The 19,351-nt window shown below is 48.7% G+C and carries 16 protein-coding genes; 3 read left to right on the top strand and 13 right to left on the bottom strand.

Going from position 1 to position 19,351, the window contains the following annotated elements; all coding sequences use genetic code 11:
- Positions 1 to 95 precede the first annotated feature (95 nt).
- The 9 genes from GV64_RS00595 to GV64_RS00555 all read right to left on the bottom strand — a co-directional run bounded on the left by GV64_RS00595 (position 96) and on the right by GV64_RS00555 (position 12,297).
- Positions 96 to 1,463, bottom strand: coding sequence for an iron-containing alcohol dehydrogenase (locus GV64_RS00595; protein WP_020582511.1), 1,368 nt, complete (start codon positions 1,461 to 1,463; stop codon positions 96 to 98).
- 22 nt (positions 1,464 to 1,485) lie between these two features.
- Positions 1,486 to 2,070: a cob(I)yrinic acid a,c-diamide adenosyltransferase gene (locus tag GV64_RS00590; protein ID WP_026258248.1), complete on the bottom strand. Its 585-nt coding sequence runs from the start codon at positions 2,068 to 2,070 to the stop codon at positions 1,486 to 1,488.
- A 10-nt stretch (positions 2,071 to 2,080) separates the two neighbouring features.
- Entirely contained in the window at positions 2,081 to 3,523 is a 1,443-nt protein-coding gene (gene eutA / locus GV64_RS00585) for an ethanolamine ammonia-lyase reactivating factor EutA (protein WP_020582509.1), read from the bottom strand.
- Between the two features lie 123 nt (positions 3,524 to 3,646).
- Positions 3,647 to 4,756, bottom strand: a complete 1,110-nt coding sequence (gene eutH / locus GV64_RS00580) for an ethanolamine utilization protein EutH (protein WP_020582508.1) — start codon at positions 4,754 to 4,756, stop codon at positions 3,647 to 3,649.
- A 257-nt stretch (positions 4,757 to 5,013) separates the two neighbouring features.
- Positions 5,014 to 5,607: a GNAT family N-acetyltransferase gene (locus GV64_RS23490; protein WP_020582507.1), complete on the bottom strand. Its 594-nt coding sequence runs from the start codon at positions 5,605 to 5,607 to the stop codon at positions 5,014 to 5,016.
- Between the two features lie 377 nt (positions 5,608 to 5,984).
- The gene (locus tag GV64_RS00570) at positions 5,985 to 7,625 is read right to left on the bottom strand and encodes a hypothetical protein (RefSeq protein ID WP_020582506.1); all 1,641 of its coding nucleotides are present in this window, start codon (positions 7,623 to 7,625) and stop codon (positions 5,985 to 5,987) included.
- 81 nt (positions 7,626 to 7,706) lie between these two features.
- Positions 7,707 to 10,127, bottom strand: coding sequence for an ethanolamine ammonia-lyase subunit EutB (eutB, locus tag GV64_RS23485; RefSeq protein WP_201772450.1), 2,421 nt, complete (start codon positions 10,125 to 10,127; stop codon positions 7,707 to 7,709).
- Positions 10,128 to 10,306: 179 nt separating this feature from the next.
- Positions 10,307 to 10,834: a lipocalin family protein gene (locus tag GV64_RS00560; protein ID WP_020582504.1), complete on the bottom strand. Its 528-nt coding sequence runs from the start codon at positions 10,832 to 10,834 to the stop codon at positions 10,307 to 10,309.
- Between the two features lie 17 nt (positions 10,835 to 10,851).
- Complete coding sequence (locus tag GV64_RS00555) at positions 10,852 to 12,297, bottom strand: ethanolamine ammonia-lyase reactivating factor EutA (protein ID WP_020582503.1); 1,446 nt, start codon at positions 12,295 to 12,297, stop codon at positions 10,852 to 10,854.
- A 220-nt stretch (positions 12,298 to 12,517) separates the two neighbouring features.
- Between GV64_RS00555 and GV64_RS00550 the strand changes: the two genes are divergently transcribed.
- Positions 12,518 to 13,828: a DASH family cryptochrome gene (locus GV64_RS00550; RefSeq protein ID WP_020582502.1), complete on the top strand. Its 1,311-nt coding sequence runs from the start codon at positions 12,518 to 12,520 to the stop codon at positions 13,826 to 13,828.
- A 10-nt stretch (positions 13,829 to 13,838) separates the two neighbouring features.
- Here GV64_RS00550 and GV64_RS00545 read toward each other — a convergent pair whose 3' ends face one another.
- Positions 13,839 to 14,663 carry a 23S rRNA (adenine(2030)-N(6))-methyltransferase RlmJ gene (locus GV64_RS00545; protein WP_020582501.1) on the bottom strand — a complete coding sequence of 275 codons (825 nt, stop codon included), beginning with the start codon at positions 14,661 to 14,663 and terminating at the stop codon, positions 13,839 to 13,841.
- Positions 14,664 to 14,837: 174 nt separating this feature from the next.
- On the opposite strand from GV64_RS00545, the gene GV64_RS24090 reads away from it, so the two are divergent.
- Together GV64_RS24090 and GV64_RS00540 are read left to right on the top strand one after the other, a co-directional pair.
- Positions 14,838 to 15,023, top strand: a complete 186-nt coding sequence (locus tag GV64_RS24090; RefSeq protein ID WP_081622127.1) for a DUF2256 domain-containing protein — start codon at positions 14,838 to 14,840, stop codon at positions 15,021 to 15,023.
- Positions 15,010 to 16,584 (top strand): cryptochrome/photolyase family protein, encoded by a 1,575-nt coding sequence (locus tag GV64_RS00540; RefSeq protein WP_020582499.1) that lies wholly within the window; start codon positions 15,010 to 15,012, stop codon positions 16,582 to 16,584. Before GV64_RS24090 ends, GV64_RS00540 begins: the two co-directional genes overlap by 14 nt.
- Positions 16,585 to 16,657: 73 nt before the next feature.
- Here the strand turns inward: GV64_RS00540 and GV64_RS00535 are convergent, their stop codons facing one another.
- The 3 genes from GV64_RS00535 to GV64_RS23480 all read right to left on the bottom strand — a co-directional run bounded on the left by GV64_RS00535 (position 16,658) and on the right by GV64_RS23480 (position 19,345).
- Positions 16,658 to 16,996 carry a high-potential iron-sulfur protein gene (locus tag GV64_RS00535; RefSeq protein WP_020582498.1) on the bottom strand — a complete coding sequence of 113 codons (339 nt, stop codon included), beginning with the start codon at positions 16,994 to 16,996 and terminating at the stop codon, positions 16,658 to 16,660.
- 119 nt (positions 16,997 to 17,115) lie between these two features.
- Positions 17,116 to 18,639, bottom strand: a complete 1,524-nt coding sequence (locus tag GV64_RS00530; protein WP_034843865.1) for a hypothetical protein — start codon at positions 18,637 to 18,639, stop codon at positions 17,116 to 17,118.
- A 100-nt stretch (positions 18,640 to 18,739) separates the two neighbouring features.
- Positions 18,740 to 19,345: a TetR/AcrR family transcriptional regulator gene (locus GV64_RS23480; RefSeq protein WP_020582496.1), complete on the bottom strand. Its 606-nt coding sequence runs from the start codon at positions 19,343 to 19,345 to the stop codon at positions 18,740 to 18,742.
- Positions 19,346 to 19,351: the final 6 nt, after the last annotated feature.

Raw genomic sequence — 19,351 nt, 5'->3', positions numbered from 1 at the left:
CCTATATCTTTTTTATATTGTTTTTTTGCACAGATAAAAAAGCCTCACAGTAAATGCTGGAGGCTTATTAGGGACTTATCAAATAAGAGAGTTAATCACAGGGCATTTTTAAAGATCTGTTCAATCTCTGCCTGGGTTCCCTGTCTTGGGTTTGTTGCTGCACAGGCATCTTTCAACGCATTGATAGCCATCTCTGGAATATCTTCTACTTTGACGCCCTGCTCAGTAAGGCTGGCTGGCACACCAACTTCCAACAATAGACGGCAAACTTCTTTTATACCGAGCACAGCTGCTTCCTGAGCGCCAAGCCCATAGACATCACAACCCAGATAGCGGGCAACATCCGAGAGCTTCTCGGCGGATACCGGCAGGTTGTAGGTCATGACATGGGGAAGCAGAATGGCATTACAAATCCCATGAGGCAGACCATATTTTCCCCCCAGCTGATGCGCCATGGCATGAACATAGCCAAGGCCGCTGCTGTTAAAGGCCATACCTGCCATATATTGTGCATAAGCCATTTGCTCTCTGGCTTTTCGGTCAGTGCCATCTTTAACCGCACGAGGCAGATATTGGGCAACCAGCTTTATGGCCTTACTGGCTACCGCATCCGTGACAGGGCTTGCATTGGCGGACAGGAAGGCTTCAATGGCGTGGGTCAGGGCATCCATCCCTGTTGCGGCAGTAAGACCAGCGGGCATGCCAAGCATCAGTTCCGGGTCATTAATGGCAATGGCTGGCGTTACATTCTGGTCAACGATGGCCATTTTGATATGGGTCTGCTCATTGGTGATGATGCAGAATCGAGTCATCTCGGAAGCAGTACCTGCTGTGGTGTTAATAGCGACCAGGGGCAGGCAGGGATTTGTGGACTTATCCACACCTTCGTAATCTTTGATTTCCCCACCATTGGTCGCCAGCAGGGCAATGGCTTTGGCGCAGTCATGAGGTGAACCACCGCCCAGGGACACCACAGTATCGCATTGATGACGGTTGAGCATGGCCAGCCCTTCGCTGACATTGGCGGTGGTTGGGTTAGGCAGAGTACCGTCATAGATCACAGCATCAATGCCTTGGGCAACAAAGCGGTCCGTTACCGAGCTCACCAGACCTGTTTTATTCAGCACTGCATCGGTGACAACCAGCACTTTTTTACAATTAAGCGCCTTTAGTCGTTCAATGCCCTGGTTCAGACACCCAAAGCCCAGCAGGCTCTGGCGGGGCATAATAAATTCGTGGCCAGCAGGTGATGCTGACGAAGGCGCTTCTGAGATGGCTTTTTGCTGGCTCTGGCTGACTATTCCATCACTGTTGCAATCAGCGTTATCACGAACGATTTTGATGCCCAGGTCCCGTGCTTTATCCAACGCCCCTGGTGACAGAATGAAACCGGGCTGTAGGTAGAGCTGATCCCCCTGACAGAATGACTGCAGGTTTGACTCTCTGATTAACTGCTTTTTCACAGTGTGGCCTTCAAATGTATGACTAAATCTTTTGCTTCTCTGACTGCTGCCAGAGCACCTCGCCACCGGACTGCCTGGCAACCACTCTGGCCAGTACAAACATCAGATCTGAAAGCCGGTTCAGATACTGCATCAGGGGAGGATTGATGGCTTCACCCGCTTCTTTAGCGGCGATCACTCTGCGCTCAGCCCTGCGGGAAATGGTTCTGACCATATGGCAGTAGCAGGCTAACCGGGATCCACCGGGTAAGATAAAATTCTTCAGAGGTGGCAGGTTGTCGTTAAATTCATCCAGTGTTTTTTCAAGATCCGTAACAAAGGAAGCCTGGATTAACTGGTAGCCTGGCATGGCCAGTTCACCACCCAGGTCAAACAAGCGGTGCTGAATATTCTCTAATGGCTTTTGAAGTCGGTGACGCATGAGCTGAACTTCTTTCAACTCACTGATCAGCAGCCCCATCCAGGTGTTCAGTTCGTCAACGGCTCCAATCGCTTCAATACGCTCATGGGTTTTTGATACACGTCTTTGGTCTCCCAATCCGGTTGTGCCTTTATCGCCGGTACGCGTGTAAATTTTGGACAGCCGATTGTGTTCTTGCTCAGACATCAGATGAACCTCAATAACCAAATACCAGTGTTTTCACGATAACGGGCAGGACTTTGCCGTCTGCCAGAGGCTTGCCAATATCGATATAGTCACCGTCTTTGACACTGATACTGTCGATACAAATGACGTCTTTGCTGTATTTCAGCTTCGCCTCAATACTCTGTCCCAGCACTTTGCCAAAGTCTTCTTCGACAATCACAATCAGTGGCTGGGGTAATTTAATCATCACGTCCATGCCCTTGATGATGATATCAGCCAGCTCCTGAACGTACTGGAAATCCGGATTTCTGGGCCCTTTCAGTGCCAGGGCAACGTGTTGCGCACCGGTTTCAAGGTCAAACCAGGCCAGTTTTTCGTGGATGGTTTTTGCCAGTTCACCGGCTGGCAGTGCCTCATCTTTGAGGGAAAGTCTCAATGCCGGAACGTTTTTGATGGGAAAGACGTCACGGGAAAAATTGATGGTGCTGCCACTGATATCCGTGGCATGAGAACCTGCGCCAATTACCGTCGCACGAATGGTTTCCACCGCATCAAAAACAGAAATCTGTTTGAACAACGACGATTGATGTATGGCTTTGCCCAGCAGTACGCCTAAATCACCGTATTGATAGTCGGAAGCAGAAGGCTCCTGATCATAGATATGAACGGCAACGCCACCGGAGAAGCAGATCTGATCCAGACGGTAGTTACGATGCAGGTCACTGGTGCCACGACCGATAAGAAATGCGAGGTCATCCGTTGCAGGCTTGAGACCCATGACCTCTTCGAGAACCTCCACCATTCGCTGAACGATCCGGTCAATCTGGTTTCGATTCAGCTGATCGCCGACCTTCACCGGCATGCCCATACGGCGGGTCATTTCCTGCCATTTTTCGGAAATGTAAGTAACTTCAGTGCCACCTTTCTCAAATTTTATCAGGCGGCCACCAATGTCCAGACAGGTGGTATCAATGACTTCACCGACATCATAGGTAGCGATATTGGTGGTGCCTCCGCCAATATCGAGATTGGCTACGATACTGTTTCTGTCAAAGGACTGTTTTGCGGCACCGGCACCTTTACCGGAGATAATGCTTTCAAGATCCGGGCCAGCAGTGGCAACCACGAAATCACCGGCAAGAAGGCTCAATGCATCAGCAACCTGTCGTGCATTTTCCTTGCGTGCTGTTTCACCGGTGATGATGACTGCGCCGGTATCAATATCAGCGGCATTGACGCCAGCATTAATGAACTCCTGCTCCATCAGCTGCCGAACTTTTTCGGCATCAATCATGGTTGGCGAAAGCAGTGGGGTGAAGTGAACCTGGCTACGGTAAATAACCTGACGATCGACGATTTCCACTTTGGGAATCATGGCGCCCGGGGAGACGTTCTCCAGGAACATCCGGGTAAAGACCAGCTGAGTGGTTGAGGTACCAATATCAATGCCGGCACTGAGAATTTCTTCGCGCATGGCTGCTCCGGGTTAGAGGCATCTGCTTGAGTTTTTCTACGACTTGAAATGAGGCAATAGAAAAACTGAAACAGACGAAATGAAAAAGAGCGCTGTCAGCGAGCCGACAGCACTCAATGGGGATTAAGCGTGCTTGGCTTTCAGTGAGCCCTGCTTTTCAGCCATATCTCTGGTGACCAGAATGGCGATGATTACTGCAGTAACACCACCTACCAGCTTGCCAACGATCATGGCAGAGATCATTTCGCTGTTGACGGCGGCGGTATAACCCAGGTGATCGCCCAGGGCAAAAGAAGCACTGACGGCGAAGGCAACGTTGATGATTTTGCCGCGGTTGTCCATGTCCTTCATGATGTTGAACATGGCGATACTGTTAGCCAGTGTGGCTACCAGACCTGCAGCAGCGGTTTCACCCATGCCCATGGAACGGCCAACGGCCATCAGAGGCTTGTTGAACTTGGTGGTAATGAAGTGTACCAGTGGGAAGGCACCCGCCAGAACCATGGCAATATGGCCAACGGTAGCAACACCATCAGAGAATGGAGCCATGCCAGGAATAACGACGAAACCGGTCAGAGCTTCAATCACAGCGGCAGCCAGGGCGGCAGTGATCAGAATAACCACACCCTTACCGAAGACTTCAAAGCCACCGATCATTTTTTGTGGAGCCAGCTTCAAGCCCAGAGCGATAGCAGCGGCAACGATAATGACCGGAATCAGGTTAACAACAATGGTACCGATACCGAGACCGGCAATCAGGCCGCCGACCAGCGCACCGACAGGTACGGTAGTCAAGCCGATCAGTACACCACGAGCCAGATACTGAGTATCTTCTTTAGCGATAATGCCCAGTGCAACGGGAATGGTGAATACAATGGTTGGCCCCATCATGGCACCAAGGATAAGGCCGGAGAAGTTGGCGATGTCCGGGTTTGTGGTCATCTCTTTGGCCAGTGGGTAGCCACCCATGTCATTCGCCAGAAGCGTACCGGCAAACATGGCTGGGTCAGCACCCAGGGCGTTATAGATGGGCGCCAGAACTGGTGTCAGAACGGTGTTCAGTACGGGAGCCAGACAGATAACACCGATCATGGCCAGTGCCAGGGCACCCATGGCCATAAAGCCTTCCTCGAACTTTTCGCCATAGCCCCAGCGATTACCCAGCATTTTATCCACGGCGCCCAGCACCATGAACCCTACCATGATATAGAGAATAATATCGTTGATACTCATGACTTCCTCGCAACTGCGATTGCTTTTGATTCTGAAATAGCAGCCGGAAGTTGGAGAACGTAGGTCATTTCCAGGCGGCGTATCAGTTGTGAGAAGGCTATCAGTGCAGGGAAGGTATGATGATGACCTGACGCAAGTCAGTCACCACTCAATTAATTGACTTTAATCAATAAAACTTAATGGCTGAAAAGTCATGACTTACATCAACAGGAAGAGGTCGTCTAAGTGACCTGAAGAGACTGTTTATTGAGCACTTTCTAGCTGATAAATTCAGGTGTGCGAATCATACTCCAATGACTCAGTTCGCCACCAGGAACCTTTGTTTGTTCTGCAACGTGAAACCCCAGTCGTTTATAAATTTCAACATTCACAGGATTATGGGTATCAAGATAACACGGCTTTTGGTCCTTATCTGCTGTATCCAGAACCGGCTTCAATAAAGCTTTGGCAACACCTTTTCCGTGGTAAAGTGGATCAACGCCTACCATCATCAAATACCAATGGGGAACCGGCAAGTGGAACTGCCTCTGGGATTCAGCAAATAGAGCAAATGCCTTCATTCTGGTTTCCGCACGGCTATGCGAGTTCAGTGTTGAATGCTGGTCAGGTAATTTTGGCTGTTGTTCTGGCCCGTACCAAATAGCGACACTTTCCACTTCAGGTGAGCTGATATAAACCTGACCGGTGGATATGGATTGCCGGAGGAACTCCTGCATATCTTCTACACTGGGAGGAGAGCCTCGGTACAAGATACTCAGAGGATATTGTGCAAAAGCCCTGCTCAATGTAACGGCGGCTTTATCGATGAGTGACCCTGGTAAGGGCAAACAACCCAATTTCATTGCTTCCATTGATATATCTTTTCTGAAAAGAAAAAAACGGCAAATTAAAAATTATCTATCATTTATTTTGCCAAACTATCATATCTTAGTTTAACTCCTTCCTGTTTAAGTCAGTCACCCGCCAAAGGTGAAATAATGGTTCTCTTGCTTTTGAATCTGAGTTGGCAGTCGGAAGTTTGGAGTGTTGGCCTCTTTCTGGAGGCTGTTTCCGGGTGGTGTATCAATTGGGGCAAGGCTATCAGCAGGGATGCATGAGGGCTATGACTTGACGCAAGTCAACAGGTTTTCATTTTGATGACATTGGTCAATAAATAAAAGGGTTTAGCAAACGGTGTCTTTTTAGTGAGAAGCTGCCAACTCTAAAAGATATATTCAGGCATTTCGTTTCAACGTTGGCTTAGTAGTGTTGTCATCACCTTAAGGCCAGCGGCCTGTTCTTTTGCAGCAATGGCCATCGCTTGTAAAGCTTCCTCCTGTGTTGCTGCTGCAGGCGTTTTCTGGAATGTAAGCGTACTCTCAGCAAATAGTGACGCAAGATCATTTTTTGCAACAGGTGCATCAGGGGCAGTATTGGAGGCTCTTTCCTGAGGAGCCGCAAGATACGCATTTCTCATTACTTTTAAGCTTATCATCGCCTGATCTCTACTATCTGGCGGCATACCTGCTAGAGCATCATCTAGTTCCTGGTTAAAACGTTGATAGTCAATGGGATCTGTTTGGACAACCGCTGAAAACTTTCTGAAAGTATCAGCGCTGAACAGCTTTTGTGAGTCATGGGTTCTTTTAAAGAGCTGGGCGGCATCTATCCGATCATTAAGAACTGAATCGGGAACACGTTTTTTGTTGAAGTTTTCAACAGCTTTTGTGAGTGCTGTTTGGCTACCTCCAACTCGATACATGCCTCCTGTGTTTTTGGATGAATGTGCTTCAAGCGCATCTGCAAGTAAACGCTGGTTCATGGCAGGCCAGCAGTGCTTGGGGAAGTTCTTATTTTTCGAGAGTGCCATTCTCTGTTTGGCTGTGCATTGGTCCAGAAATTTTCCAGTTTGTTCGGCATTTTTGGCAGTCTTGAGTTCTGCTATTTGAGCCTTGGAGTCTAAAGAAGCAAAACCAGTTTTGTTCAGTTCAGGTGCTTTGGAGAATACTTCTAAAAGCGACTCTTTTCGTGGTGCTGGTTCCACTTTTGTTGATGGTGACTTTGTTGAGCTTGACGGTAAGTCTGGAAGTGGGCGCTCGGTAGGGACATATGCCTTCATTTTTGATGTTAGAGGCTGTCTGGGTGGAACTGGAGGTCCGGGTAGATTTTTACGTTTTGGCGGCAGCTCAGGACGGCTGAGGTGCTCAGGTTTATCAGGTCTTGGAGGTGCAGTTTGTTTCTGGCGTTTTGGGGGCAAATCAGGTGGGACAATGGATTCTCTTCTAATGGCACCTCTTCTTTTCAGTTCTGAGCGAGGCTGGCTCTCCTTTTGTTCTATATCTGTTTGCTCTGAGGGACGCTTAAATGGGAACGTCCTAAAAATTGGTTGTCCCTCTGCATCTAGTGAGTCCAGAGACTCAATACTTCCAGAGAAGTTACTATCTATATCACTGACTATAGAATCTAAAGACTCGGTACTACCCGAAAAATCGCTTTCGATCCCACTATCCAGACTTTCTAAGGAAATATTGAGATCAGACTCTAGTGAGTTATAGCTGCTGACAAGGTGCTCATTAAGAAAGTCCAAATCCTTAAAGCTGGCGTGCGTTGAACTGTTAACTTTTTCCCTGATGTTTAGGATTGTCTGAGCCATTGAAGGAGAGACCTTTCGGTCTTTTAAGCCAAGCGTTTCAACTGCTAATCTGGATCCAGAATCGAGTTCTTTTTGTTTGGCCTTGGAGCTCACCTTTGGAGTTACTGCCTCAAATCTGACTTCCCGGCCCTTATGCTTTGCTATTAATACTTGATTGTCAGCACCTTTCTTAGAAGCTAACTTGTTGATTTGATTGATTTGCGAAGTGCTGAGGGAGCCAATTCCACTGCTGTCCATTTCGATTATCATCCGTGATTTTCGAATATCTAAAAATTATAGCAATTGGCTTCAGCAAAACTCTTAAATATGTTGAGTACTTCACGATAGGGCGTCATTATAACGCAGTTTAATACCTTCCTGCTTCAGCAGATCACCCGCCAATGGAGTAATAATGGTTCTCTGGCTGAGCAGAATCTCTTTAACTCCCCAGTGAATCAACATCATCACATCGGCTTCAGAGATTGACTTCTGACCCAGGAAGTCATGAACCCGGATAGTACTGGCCGTTTTCTGTGGCTCAACTTTACTCTCACGAATAATGTCTGAGAGCCCCATTCGACTACCAAGAATGGCATTCAGACGGTTACCAGCCGCTTTGTTATCCAGAATCTGCATGGCACGTTCTGCCAGCAGGGAGCCTGCTTCCATGGGGGGAATACCGCCGTAGTAAATATTGGGCACCACGGTATTCTCAAACTCTATTTCAGCGATGTTACTGAAGTCAGCAGCCAGTTTCTGTGTTTGCTCATCCTCCAGACGATAGATCAAATAACCGGAAAGACTCCGGGATGACTTTCCATCCGCCCCGGGGCGCTCTCCCAGCAGGACAATAACAAGCTTGGCATTCACTATTCTGGCAATATCCTCCGCCAGCTTTACACGACCATGTGGTGCAACCATGGTTTGGCCCAGTGAGTAACCATGGCTTTGTAAGCCATCTTCCAGAACAGGAAGCAGCTCATTGATGTTCTGGTGCACGGCTTCAGCACTCAGACCATCAGTAATCAGGATCTGAATATCTCGATTTTCAGGCTGCAGATGGCTGCGGGTTTTTTCGCAGAGATGTGCTCCGGCATCAGGATCCGCATGGTGTCGTTCAATATTATTGGCCTGAGAGCGAATCAGGCGAAAATCGATCTCTTCCAACTCGTCAAAACGAAGCTTACTTTTTGCTGCAACCCTGGCAACAGCAATGTTTTGCTTTAGTTTGCGATTAACATGATTAGCCATTCTTGGGCCAGCATTACTGGTGCCATAGCACATGGGTACCCGGCTAATCAGGTCATTCCATGCCTGTTTGGAGTCAGCGAAGATGGCTGGGTTTCCCCAGTTGGGACCGCGGGTGATCTGCCCATCCCGAGACTCTTTGAAAATCCCTTTTTCCAGGGCCCAGTGATAGAACTCGGGGGATGGTTTAAGGTTGTGGATCTCACGAATGGTCTGATCATCGTGGCCGCTGGTATCGGCATAGGCCAGCATACGATCCACACCCATGTAGATATCCATAAAGTAGTTGGCACCCGCTACGGTGAGCAGCTCTACTGCAATCTCCTGACCCTCACTTGAGGCATCGGCGTGCAGGGTAAAGCAGGGGGAAACACCCATGGGGAGTCCCATCATTTTACCCATGAACAGATCCTGTAGATTGGCACAGATAATCTGCAGGCTGTCTTTGTGGGTTTCCGGGCCAATAAAACCGGTAACGCTATTGACCATACAGGGGTCATATCGACGACACAGGCCGTAAGTCAGGGCTTCTGTGGTAGACATATCAATACCACAGTGTTTGCCATAACTGACTTCACTGCCCTGACCGGTTTCAAAGTACATAAACTGGTGCTGATTCAGTACGCCTTTCTCTTTCATTGTCTGCCAGGCCTTATCGAGATAAGGGACGCTGACATCAAAGGCTTCGCGCAGAGTAGCGTCGGTTCCGGCAAGGGACTGGAAAAGTATTTCCAGAGGCGCACCTTCTTCCAGGCAGGCCAGCTGGGTACGGATATGGGAAAGCACACAGACCTGGGTAGGAGCACCGGTCTGTCGTCGTATTTTATCCAGATGGATCAGGCAGGCGCCGATATTATCAATTGTGTCATCAGCAGGGTTGAGGCCAATCAACAAATCACCGTTACCCATGGACAGTCCCATCCAGGTGAGAGCAGTGATGGCATTCAGGTCATCGGTAGGATGGTTGGGTTGAATCCGGGTAGAGAGAGAACCAGCAAGGCCAAGGTGAGTACGAGCCTGTGTCGGGCATTCGATCTTGCGAGTGTTGTACACCATGTCGTGTACACTCATCAGCTTGGTGACTGCGGATATCATGACGCCAGTCAGCCCTTTGCCTGCCCGCTTGATCTGGGCTCCTGAGGCTTTTTGAATCCAGTCTTTAAGCTCACCGATGGTCATCATGGCCATATCATCAAAAATGCTCAGGTCAATGTCATAGTTGACCCGCATGATGTCATCAATCTCGCCACGGTCGTTGGTCAGGGGGTGATCGTAAATATGTTGCAGCGTCAGGTCGGACAGTATTGCCCTGGCTGCCTCTCGGCTGACTTCATCGTCTGCAGCCAGGCCGGCAACCTGATCGCCACTGGTATGGAAGCCCGCAGCCCCCAGCAGGGCTTTGAGTCCGATAAAACTGAAGCTTTGCCCAATGACCCGGGTGCGGTAAATTTCATCCGCTTTTGGTGCAGGAACCGGTATCTGGTCCAGTGGGGTCATCAGTGGTTTGGGCATGGCTCTCACTCCGCCGAACACAAAATCCGGCATGGTATAGAATGTTGCTTGCTGGGGTATTGACTCACCTCAGTGATCGTCTGTGTTAGAGGCTTACAGACTGGGCTATATGACTACAAAAAGAGAGGGATTGCATTCCGTAGATATACACTGTTTACGTACGAAATGGTGGAGAGATGCTATTGGATAGGATTGCTCTGATCAACAAAGATCAACTGTTTGGTATCAAAACCAAGTGCTTTGGCTTTGTTTATAAAGTCCGATTTAACCTTGTCAGTGACGGTAGGGGTTCTGGCCAGCAGCCAGAGATAGTTTCTGTCATTTCCTGAGATAAAGGCGAATTCATAGCCTTTCTGGTCCAGCTCAAAAATGATGTATGAACCGTAGAAGGGGCCAAAAAAAGAAACTTTGAGATAGCCTTCGTCATGCCCTCTGACAAACTTTGCCTTGCCTTCGGCCTGCTTACGCTCATCGGCCTCCACAGAATATCCTGAGTTGATTACGCGGAGACTGCCATCAGGGTTACTTGAGTATTCTGCAGTGACATGGGAGAGGCCCCGTTCAAATCGATGATCCAGTCGGGCTATCTCATACCATTTTCCAACATAGCGATGTACTTCGAATGGTTTTACTGGTGTAACGCCTTCAGGTATTCCAGTACAACCAGAAAGCAGTGCTATCAGTGACAGAATTTTAAAAGCTTTCAAAGCGCTTTATCCTTATTTTAATGCATCCCATAGAAGTAAACGGGTATGACAAAGTTCTTCACTTTGCCCAAGCTAACGAACCCTGCTTTACGATCGGGAACTTCATCCACTGCCATCAGGTTGACTGGCAGCTTTCCCCAGCGGCTGGCGTAGCTGCCAATCACTTTGCCAAAGTCCTTGGGTACCAGTAGAAGCAGAGGTAACTCTGAAGGAAAACCGGACAGTTCAATTGTCTCGGCCAGCTTCTCACCAAAGCTTTTTAACTCTTTAAAGCCCGGATAATTATCATCCTTAAGCGTTATACGTATGCAACCGCCATTATGGGTCTTTCTGGCCAGTTCGATGGCCCGCTTGATTCGGTTCCCATCGGCATTAAGCGCCAGGCGGGCAACAATGGGAAGGTCATTAACCGGCAGCTGTTCAGGCTTTGGCATAAACAGGGTGTTACCGGACAGTTCGGCACTGTGCAATGCCAGACCATAAACGGTCGCGCGTCCCTTATACTCGGGAATATATTGGCTAAGACTGCGGCAGAGAGTTTTAGAGTTTGCAATTGCTTTGCACAGGTCAATGCCAAGATCACCAAAGGCCGTGGTATCTGGCAGTTTGCCTGTCGCTGTGTACTGATAAAGCAGTTCGCCGACTCCGCCGGAAAAGGTAATTGCAGCCTGTTGCAGGGCTTGGGCATTCGGTTGAAAGGCTACCTGACAAAGCTGCTGTCCATCACTCTGGTCGAACCAGCTATGATCGCCCGTGACCATGGCTTCGAGCCCCTGGACATAGAAACTGACGATCTTGTCGATACTGTTCTGGCTGCATTCTTCACCGATGGTTAACTGTAGACCCAGTTGTACCAGAAGTTGTTGGCCATGGTTGGATACTTCCAGTAACCGGTAGGTGCCTGGTTCAAACTGAAAGTGTCGGGCACCAATGTAGTAGCATCCAGACTCTGTGATGTTACCGTCTATTCCCAGCGCTGGATTGGTGGTTCCCCCGCCAATATCCAGATTGATGAAGGGGATTTCCGGCGTTGCCCGTGAAAGCTCAAGACTGTTGCCCATAAAGGCGAGCCAGGATTCCATGCATGGGTCGTCTGCAGTAGCAACAATGGCCTGATTCACTTTTTCCCGAACGGAGCGGGCGATGGCTTGGGCATTTTGCTTTTCTGCCGCCAGGCCAGTGATAATGACCCCACCTGAAAAGAGCTGGTCACAATCAATCCCGCTTTCTTCCAGCCATTGCTCAAGACAGGTATTAATGGTTTCCGTGCAGAGTTCACCATTTTCGAAGGGCGTCAGTATGGCGTCAGAGCGATAAATCAGCTCAGGCTCTCCCAGCTCCATCCGCTCAGTCATCGGATTACGTTCAAGGTGTGCAGAGGCAATCATGGCGCGACTGGTGGTAGAACCAAAGTCGAGGCCAATCATCATTACAGACTGATTACCGGTAAAGTGTCTGAACATTTCGGTCTATGGCTGGGAGGAATACAAGAATCATTTTGCGGTGAAGGCTACTTTACCTGAGAGGGCATAAAACCAAAATAGATTTGATGTATTTAATAATAAAACAATAAATTTTTATAAATTACATAGAGTTATCGGTTGTTGGATGTTGTTTGTCTTGGTTTGGGAAAACTAACGTATAAATGAGTGGTAGGGCTAGTAGGTTTGGAGGGTATTGCTCTTGCAGGGAACAACACTGTTTCTGTTTACAAATGATTTGAGGCTGAGTGATAACCGGGCCTTTATGGAAGCAGCTGGTAGCTGCAAGAATCTGGTGTGCGTCTATTGCGTTGACCCTGCATGGTTCAAGCCCGGCCGTTATCAGTCAAAGGTGATGGGGGATCATCGCTGGCGTTTCCTGAGGGAGAGCATTGAAAGTCTTGAATCACAGCTTGAACAGCGACGGCAGAAACTACTGATTCGTTTGCATAACCCGCTACAGGCTGTCGGGCGGCTCTTGAAAGCTCATGAAATTGATACCGTCTATCGCAGTCAGAATATGGGGTACCAGGAGGTTAAGTATTGGCAAACTCTGAAGCAGCTTTTTCCTTCAGTGACCTTTAAAGAAGTGGCAACGTACTCCTTGTTTCAGCAGGAGGAACTCCCATTTGAGCTTAAAGATCTACCGGCAACATTTACCCAGTTTCGAAAGCAGATAGAAAATCTGCACATCTCAGAGGCAGTCACTGCGCCGGATATTATTCCAAGGCCAATGCCTGGGTTGAATTACCGTTCTGACTGGCTACCAGCAACCGGCAAAACTGGCAGTCCTTTTAAAGGTGGTGAAACAGCTGGAGCAGGGCATCTAAAGCAATATTTCTCAACGATGCAGCCAACCACCTATAAAGAGACGCGTAATGCCCTGCAGGGTTGGGAAACCACTACGAAATTTTCCCCTTGGCTGGCTCATGGCTGCCTCTCGTCTCGACAGATTGCCCAGGCACTGAGGCATTTTGAATCCATGATCATGGCCAATGAGTCCACCTACTGGATTCAATTTGAATTGTTGTGGCGTGAATATTTTCAATGGTATGCCCTGAAGCATGGCGTACGGTTGTTTTCATCCAGAGGCATCAAGGATAAATGCAAATTGTCTTGCTTTTATCCGGAGCGGTTTCAGAAGTGGTGCGCCGGTAATACCCCCTGGCCAATCGTGAATGCCTGTATGAAAGAGCTGCAGGCAACCGGCTACCTGTCAAACCGTGGGCGGCAGATAGTGGCCAGCTGTTTTATCCATGAACTGGGAATGGACTGGCGTTACGGCGCAGCCTGGTTTGAGCAGCAACTGGTGGATTACGATGTGGGCAGTAACTGGGGCAACTGGCAGTATCTGGCGGGTGTTGGTGCGGATCCGCAAGGATGTCGCCATTTTGATCTGGATAAGCAGACCCGGCAGTTTGACCCTGATGGCAGTTATGTAAAACGTTGGGAGGGTAATAAAACTTACCCTCTCGACAGTGTCGATGCCGCCGACTGGCCTATCATGCCTTAGATTATTGGTATTACTCTGCTACCAATAGTTGGTGACGCCAGCGGGGTTTATGGTCTTTTGCCAGATGGGCCGAAACGTCTGGCATCGTTCGGATAAAGTCATCAGCGAGTGTCCAGGGTGGGTTCACTACCACCATGCCTGACGCGGTCATTCCGGGCTCACTGTTCTCGGCAATACCCATTTCAAACAGGTGAACATTGCGCATCTTGCTTTTGGCAAACCCTTTTTCCATCTGTCGAATCTGGTGCAGATCCACCACGGGATACCACAACAGCAGCATTGCCTGAGGCATTTTCAGATAAGCGGCTTCCATAACCTTAACCACGGTCTGATAGTCTGACTTGATCTCATAAGAGGGGTCAATCAATACCAGAGCACGGCGGCTGGCAGTGGGTAGAATGGCAGGGAGTGCCTTAAAACCGTCTTCCTGACGAACATGACACAGGCGTCGATGTTCACAATGCTCGCGTAATTCATTAACGGTTTGCGGATGCATTTCATAGAGCCAGGCTTTGTCACCGGGTCTTAACAGCCGCTTTACCAGCAATGGAGAGCCGGGGTAACGTTTCGAACGGATATCGTCGGCAATCTGGCCGTGGTAGTCCTTCAGACCTTTCAGTTTTTTCCAGTCCAGCTTAAGGACACCCTCATCACTCTCCGCCGTCTTGCGGGCCATTGCTGAGTCTAGCCGGTAGAGACCAGCACCAGCATGGGTGTCAATGTAATCAAAAGGCTTATCTTTCTTCTGCATATGACGCACGCAGGCCAGCAACAGCCAGTGCTTGAGTACATCGGCATGATTGCCCGCGTGGTAGTGGTGTTGATAGCTCAGCATGAGGTCTGAAAGCCCTGAGATAGATGGAAGTCGTGCCTTTTTGAAGGGGCGGCGGAATCTACCAGATTTTCGGGATAACCGGCATACGGCGATATATCCATTGGGATGACAGTTTGCGCAGTCTCCATTGTAGGTTCTGCAGAGCCAGTTGAAGTTATTTGACGTAAAAAGGGCATGAAGTACTCTCAAAAACCAAGAAATGCCGACAATAAGACTGATCGATCTGTACAAAAGCAGTGTGCTGTATGCTGTCGCCCTTTTTCCTGGCGAAAAAAATGGGAACGCTGCTGGGAAGAGGTTCGCTACTGTTCAAGGCGTTGCCGATCTCAACGAAATCGGGTGATGGATGAAGAAAAATAAACACTACTCTACCCTTAGGCTCATTCTTGGAGACCAGCTCAATGCCCGCCATAGCTGGTTTAGCAAACAAGACGATGAGTGTGTTTATGTGATTGCTGAGCTGCTTCAGGAGACAGGTTACGTAAAGCACCATGTGCAGAAGATCTGCGGCTTTTTTCTCGCCATGGAACAGTTTGCTATGGCGCTGCAGAAAGCGGGTCATCAGGTGCTTCACCTAACGCTGGATGAAACCAGAGACTTTAAAGACCTGCCTTCACTGATCACCCATCTCTGCCAGCAATATTCAATAATTTGTTTTGAATATCAGCGGCCTGATGAATACCGTTTGCTGGAACAGTTAAGAGACTTTGAAGTCGATAAATCATTTAAGAAAACCATCTCTAAAAAAGAGTGGGATACCGAACATTTTCTGGTCCCATTTGATGAGCTTGCCAAACGGTTCAAGCCCGGTAAGCCTGGCAGGATGGAAACCTTCTACCGAAAGATGCGGCAACAGCACAATGTCCTGATGTGTGATGACCAGCCGGAAGGAGGGCAATGGAATTATGATGCTGAAAATCGCGCCAAGCTCAAAGCTGCAGACCTTGAGAAGATTCCAGAACCGTTAGTTTTTGCCAGTTCAACCTCGTCAGTACTGGAGCGATTAAAACGCCATAATGTACAAAGTTTTGGAGAGATCGGTACTCATTTGCTATGGCCAATTACACGTCAGCAGTCATTGAAGTTACTTAATTATTTTTGTACCCATTGCCTGCCACGATTTGGTCAGTTTCAGGATGCGATGACTGCAAACAGTGATCATCAGTGGAGCCTCTACCATTCCAGGATCTCTTTTGCCCTGAATACCAAAATGCTCCACCCGAAACAGGTGATTGATAAGGCCATCAAAGCCTGGCAGGAAAATCCTGATGCTATTTCTCTGGCGCAAATAGAGGGCTTTGTCCGTCAGATTCTGGGGTGGCGTGAATATATCCGGGGGGTTTACTGGAGCAATATGCCAGACTACGAATCCCTGAACTTCCTGAAAGCGGAAAAGGATTTGCCTGAGTGGTTCTGGACCGGGCAGACACAGATGAGCTGTATGCACCATGCCATCACTCAATCATTGCAGTATGCCTATGCCCATCATATTCAGCGGTTGATGATCACCGGTAACTTCTGCCTGCTTGCGGGTATTGATCCTGATCAGGTCGATCAGTGGTACCTGGGCATTTACATTGATGCGATTCAGTGGGTAGAGCTGCCCAATACCCGGGGCATGTCACAGTATGCGGACGGTGGTATGGTGGCATCGAAACCGTATGCTGGCAGTGGCAATTATGTGCATAAGATGAGTGACTATTGTGGAGGCTGTGTTTACAACGTGAAGGAAAAAGAGGGAGAAAGCGCCTGTCCCTTAAACAGTCTCTACTGGCACTTTATGGAAAAGCACCGGGAGTTATTGCATAAGAACCCTAGGACTGCACTGGTGTACAAGGGATGGGATAAAAAAATGTTGGCGGACAGGAATGCCATTCTAAAACGAGCGAAGTGGTGCGTTAATAATCTGAACAGCCTTTAAGGGGGTGTTGCAATGAAGAGTATCGCCAATGAATTGTTGATACTCCACATTGTTCTACTTTGTCGGAAAGAACCTATGCCGGCTTTGGAACCCAGGCCTTACACCAGCCGGCAGGTTCTACGGAATTTGCCGGGAAAAGCCTGCATCCTTTGTTGTCAGGGGTATAGAGCGCGCAGTTCTCACACTTCCGGCCTTCCTGATAACCGTCTATCGATTTGGCGGCTTCCTGTGTTTTCTTATAGGAAAGCCCCATTGCAGTAGGGTTTGACTCGTCTAAGGCAGGAAGTGCATCAGCACGGGCCTGTCGACTGGGAATGTTGAGAAGGGGGATAAGCGCAGAAGCCGCAGCCAGTTGTAAAAACCGACGTCGTGTGGGTCCACGCTTCTTAGAATCAAACGATTTCTCAGACATGGGATTACCTCATCATGCTTTATGTTTTTTAAACCTGATGATATTCAGGCTTAAAACTTTTTTATTGTTTACGGGAGGCAGGGCGCCACGGTTCATTAAGCCAGCCCTGGCCCGTGTATTTAATGCTTATCCCAGACTTTCACTATGCCAGCAATGGTGCCTACATAGGCAGTGCCATCGGGCATTAGTGAAATACTTCCGTAGTGATTGTTATAGCCCTTGCCAATCCCGGTCAATACCTTATAAACCAGCTGGCCGGTATGGGCGTCTACTGCGGTGAAGTACCAGGCATGCATATTGTCCGGATTCTTTTCGTCACGTGTATAGAGATAGATCAACCCATTGGCCAGAGAGACTTTGGGTACGGCGGAAGGTGAGCTGATCTCAAGATTTTCCCAGGCTTTTGAGCAGGTACCGGACTCAGGATCAATATCAACCCGGGCAATGCCGGGTTCGGCGCTGAAATTTTCAAATGGCCCTTCATAGCCATAGTTGTTCTCTACGATCAGACTATTACCCATGGCGACCATGGAGTTCTCACTGGTGCCCAGATTGGCCTTAAAAACCGGAACCTTACAGAGCTCGACTGACTGATCATTATCAGTCGTTTGTTTATAAACCATGACATTGATCTGACCATCGGCATTATCGGTGATGGCAACATACTCATTACCTATCAGGGTAGGGGTTGTGCCTGTGCCATGACCCATGGTGCCCGGTTTGGGGGCAGAACCACGATCATAAGCCTTACGCCATAGAATGGAAGGTTCTCCTTTCTGGTTAAGGGTGAAACGGTACATAGCATGGTCTGATGCAATGAATACCCCATTGGGGCCAACCGCCATCGCATTATCAATATGTTCCTTGTTCAGTTCGATGACGTTGATCTGCTGACCATTGCGATCACTGACCCCCACCAAACCTGTACGTGTAATAAACCAGTAGTTGCCATCCCAGTCGGGCATCAGATCGATAACGCGATGATCTTCCCTGCGTACGGTATTGAGAGCTCCTCCCAAATCAATGCTGCTTTCCTTGTGCCATTGAAGCAGGCCACTTTCTCCCTGAAGTGACCAGATTTCGATAGCGGGGCTGTTGCTGGCCAGTAGAACCCGGTTCTGGTGGTCGACATGGAAATAAACGCCACCTCCAAATTTTTTGCCCAAAGGCAGCCAGTGGGTGATTTTTTTACGGGCAATAATCGACAGGGTTTCCGGATCTCTTGCAACCAGGGTAACTCCAAAGGGGGTTACGCAGGTGGACAGTAATCGGCCATGGTCATCCATTACCGAAGAGACACAGTTACCCACCATCGGGTGGAACTGTTCGGAATCAATCTGGGTGTTGTGTCCCTGAGGGCCACCCCACGGATAGCTATCACTTTGGTGGCTGTCGTTGTGCATGCTGTTTAACCCCTGCCTGGCAAGAAAAGGGTGTTGTGGAACAGCGGGTGCCGTAATCGGTTTTGGTTGATGGGGCTGTCCGATAAACGTTGGAACAGTGCTGGCGATATCCGTAACCGGGTCTTCAGGAATTGGCCCCTCAACGTTGCGGGTAAACCACAGCAATAGTGACAGTGCCAGCAGGGTGGCAAGTGCCAGAAACCATAGAGTACTGCGCAGGAAAAGCCGAATATATCCCATAAAACAACCTTATTCTTATTATCCAAGTAAATGCTTGGTTTTAAGGGTATTCGTGTGTTCCATCAAAAACAAGTCAGTTTCTGAACCCTGCCAGACGTATTCAGCGGTAGTTATTGAGGTAGCTGTTGATCAGGAGTGTGCTTTCAGCTTTTAAAAGGCTGCGCATGGAGGCAGGGGCTTTAACGATCATTTGCACAGAATTACTGAACAGTTCCACCAGAACCTGCATCACGGCCTGCTGATGCTTGCCATTGACTTTTGGGCCCGCTGCTTTCTGAGGAATGGAGTGCACCACCAGATCAATCAGATGTTGGTCCGCACCGGCTTTAACCGCTTTTAATACCGGGACGGATCGGAGCGCATCTTTCAGTGCAATCATCCAGGGGGCTTTGACCAGCTGCATAACCTGAGCATCAATGATCAGCTCAACCCGCTTGTTTTTATCGGAGTGGGCGGATAGTAATGGTTGTATCTGATCAAGCTGCTGCTGGTTGTATTGCTGTAGCAGTTCTTGAATGATGACATTCTTGTTGGGGAAATAGCGGTACAGCGTTGAGATATTGACTGAAGCTACTTCTGCAATGGCATTGGTGTTCAACCCTTCATAGGATTTTTCCGCCAGTATTTTCTTTGCAGCATCCAGAATTGCTTCGACGGTTTTTATTGATCGAGCCTGTCTGGGAGTCAAACGGGTTTCACTGCTCACATCACC

The organism is Endozoicomonas elysicola, assembly GCF_000710775.1.
Taxonomy (GTDB): domain Bacteria; phylum Pseudomonadota; class Gammaproteobacteria; order Pseudomonadales; family Endozoicomonadaceae; genus Endozoicomonas; species Endozoicomonas elysicola.
The sequence above is the reverse complement of the archived record's forward strand: the minus strand, read 5'-3'. Positions and strand labels throughout refer to the sequence as shown.

Coding starts and splice junctions, on each gene's coding strand:
- GV64_RS00530 (WP_034843865.1), bottom strand. CDS start 18,639: ATGGGATATATTCGGCTTTTCCTGCGCAGTACTCTATGGTTTCTGGCA.
- eutB (WP_201772450.1), bottom strand. CDS start 10,127: ATGCCCAAACCACTGATGACCCCACTGGACCAGATACCGGTTCCTGCA.
- GV64_RS00540 (WP_020582499.1), top strand. CDS start 15,010: ATGAAGAAAAATAAACACTACTCTACCCTTAGGCTCATTCTTGGAGAC.
- eutA (WP_020582509.1), bottom strand. CDS start 3,523: ATGCGCGAAGAAATTCTCAGTGCCGGCATTGATATTGGTACCTCAACC.
- GV64_RS23490 (WP_020582507.1), bottom strand. CDS start 5,607: ATGGAAGCAATGAAATTGGGTTGTTTGCCCTTACCAGGGTCACTCATC.
- eutH (WP_020582508.1), bottom strand. CDS start 4,756: ATGAGTATCAACGATATTATTCTCTATATCATGGTAGGGTTCATGGTG.
- GV64_RS00570 (WP_020582506.1), bottom strand. CDS start 7,625: ATGGACAGCAGTGGAATTGGCTCCCTCAGCACTTCGCAAATCAATCAA.
- GV64_RS24090 (WP_081622127.1), top strand. CDS start 14,838: ATGAAGTACTCTCAAAAACCAAGAAATGCCGACAATAAGACTGATCGA.
- GV64_RS00535 (WP_020582498.1), bottom strand. CDS start 16,996: ATGTCTGAGAAATCGTTTGATTCTAAGAAGCGTGGACCCACACGACGT.
- GV64_RS00555 (WP_020582503.1), bottom strand. CDS start 12,297: ATGTTCAGACACTTTACCGGTAATCAGTCTGTAATGATGATTGGCCTC.
- GV64_RS00545 (WP_020582501.1), bottom strand. CDS start 14,663: ATGCTGAGCTATCAACACCACTACCACGCGGGCAATCATGCCGATGTA.
- GV64_RS00590 (WP_026258248.1), bottom strand. CDS start 2,070: ATGTCTGAGCAAGAACACAATCGGCTGTCCAAAATTTACACGCGTACC.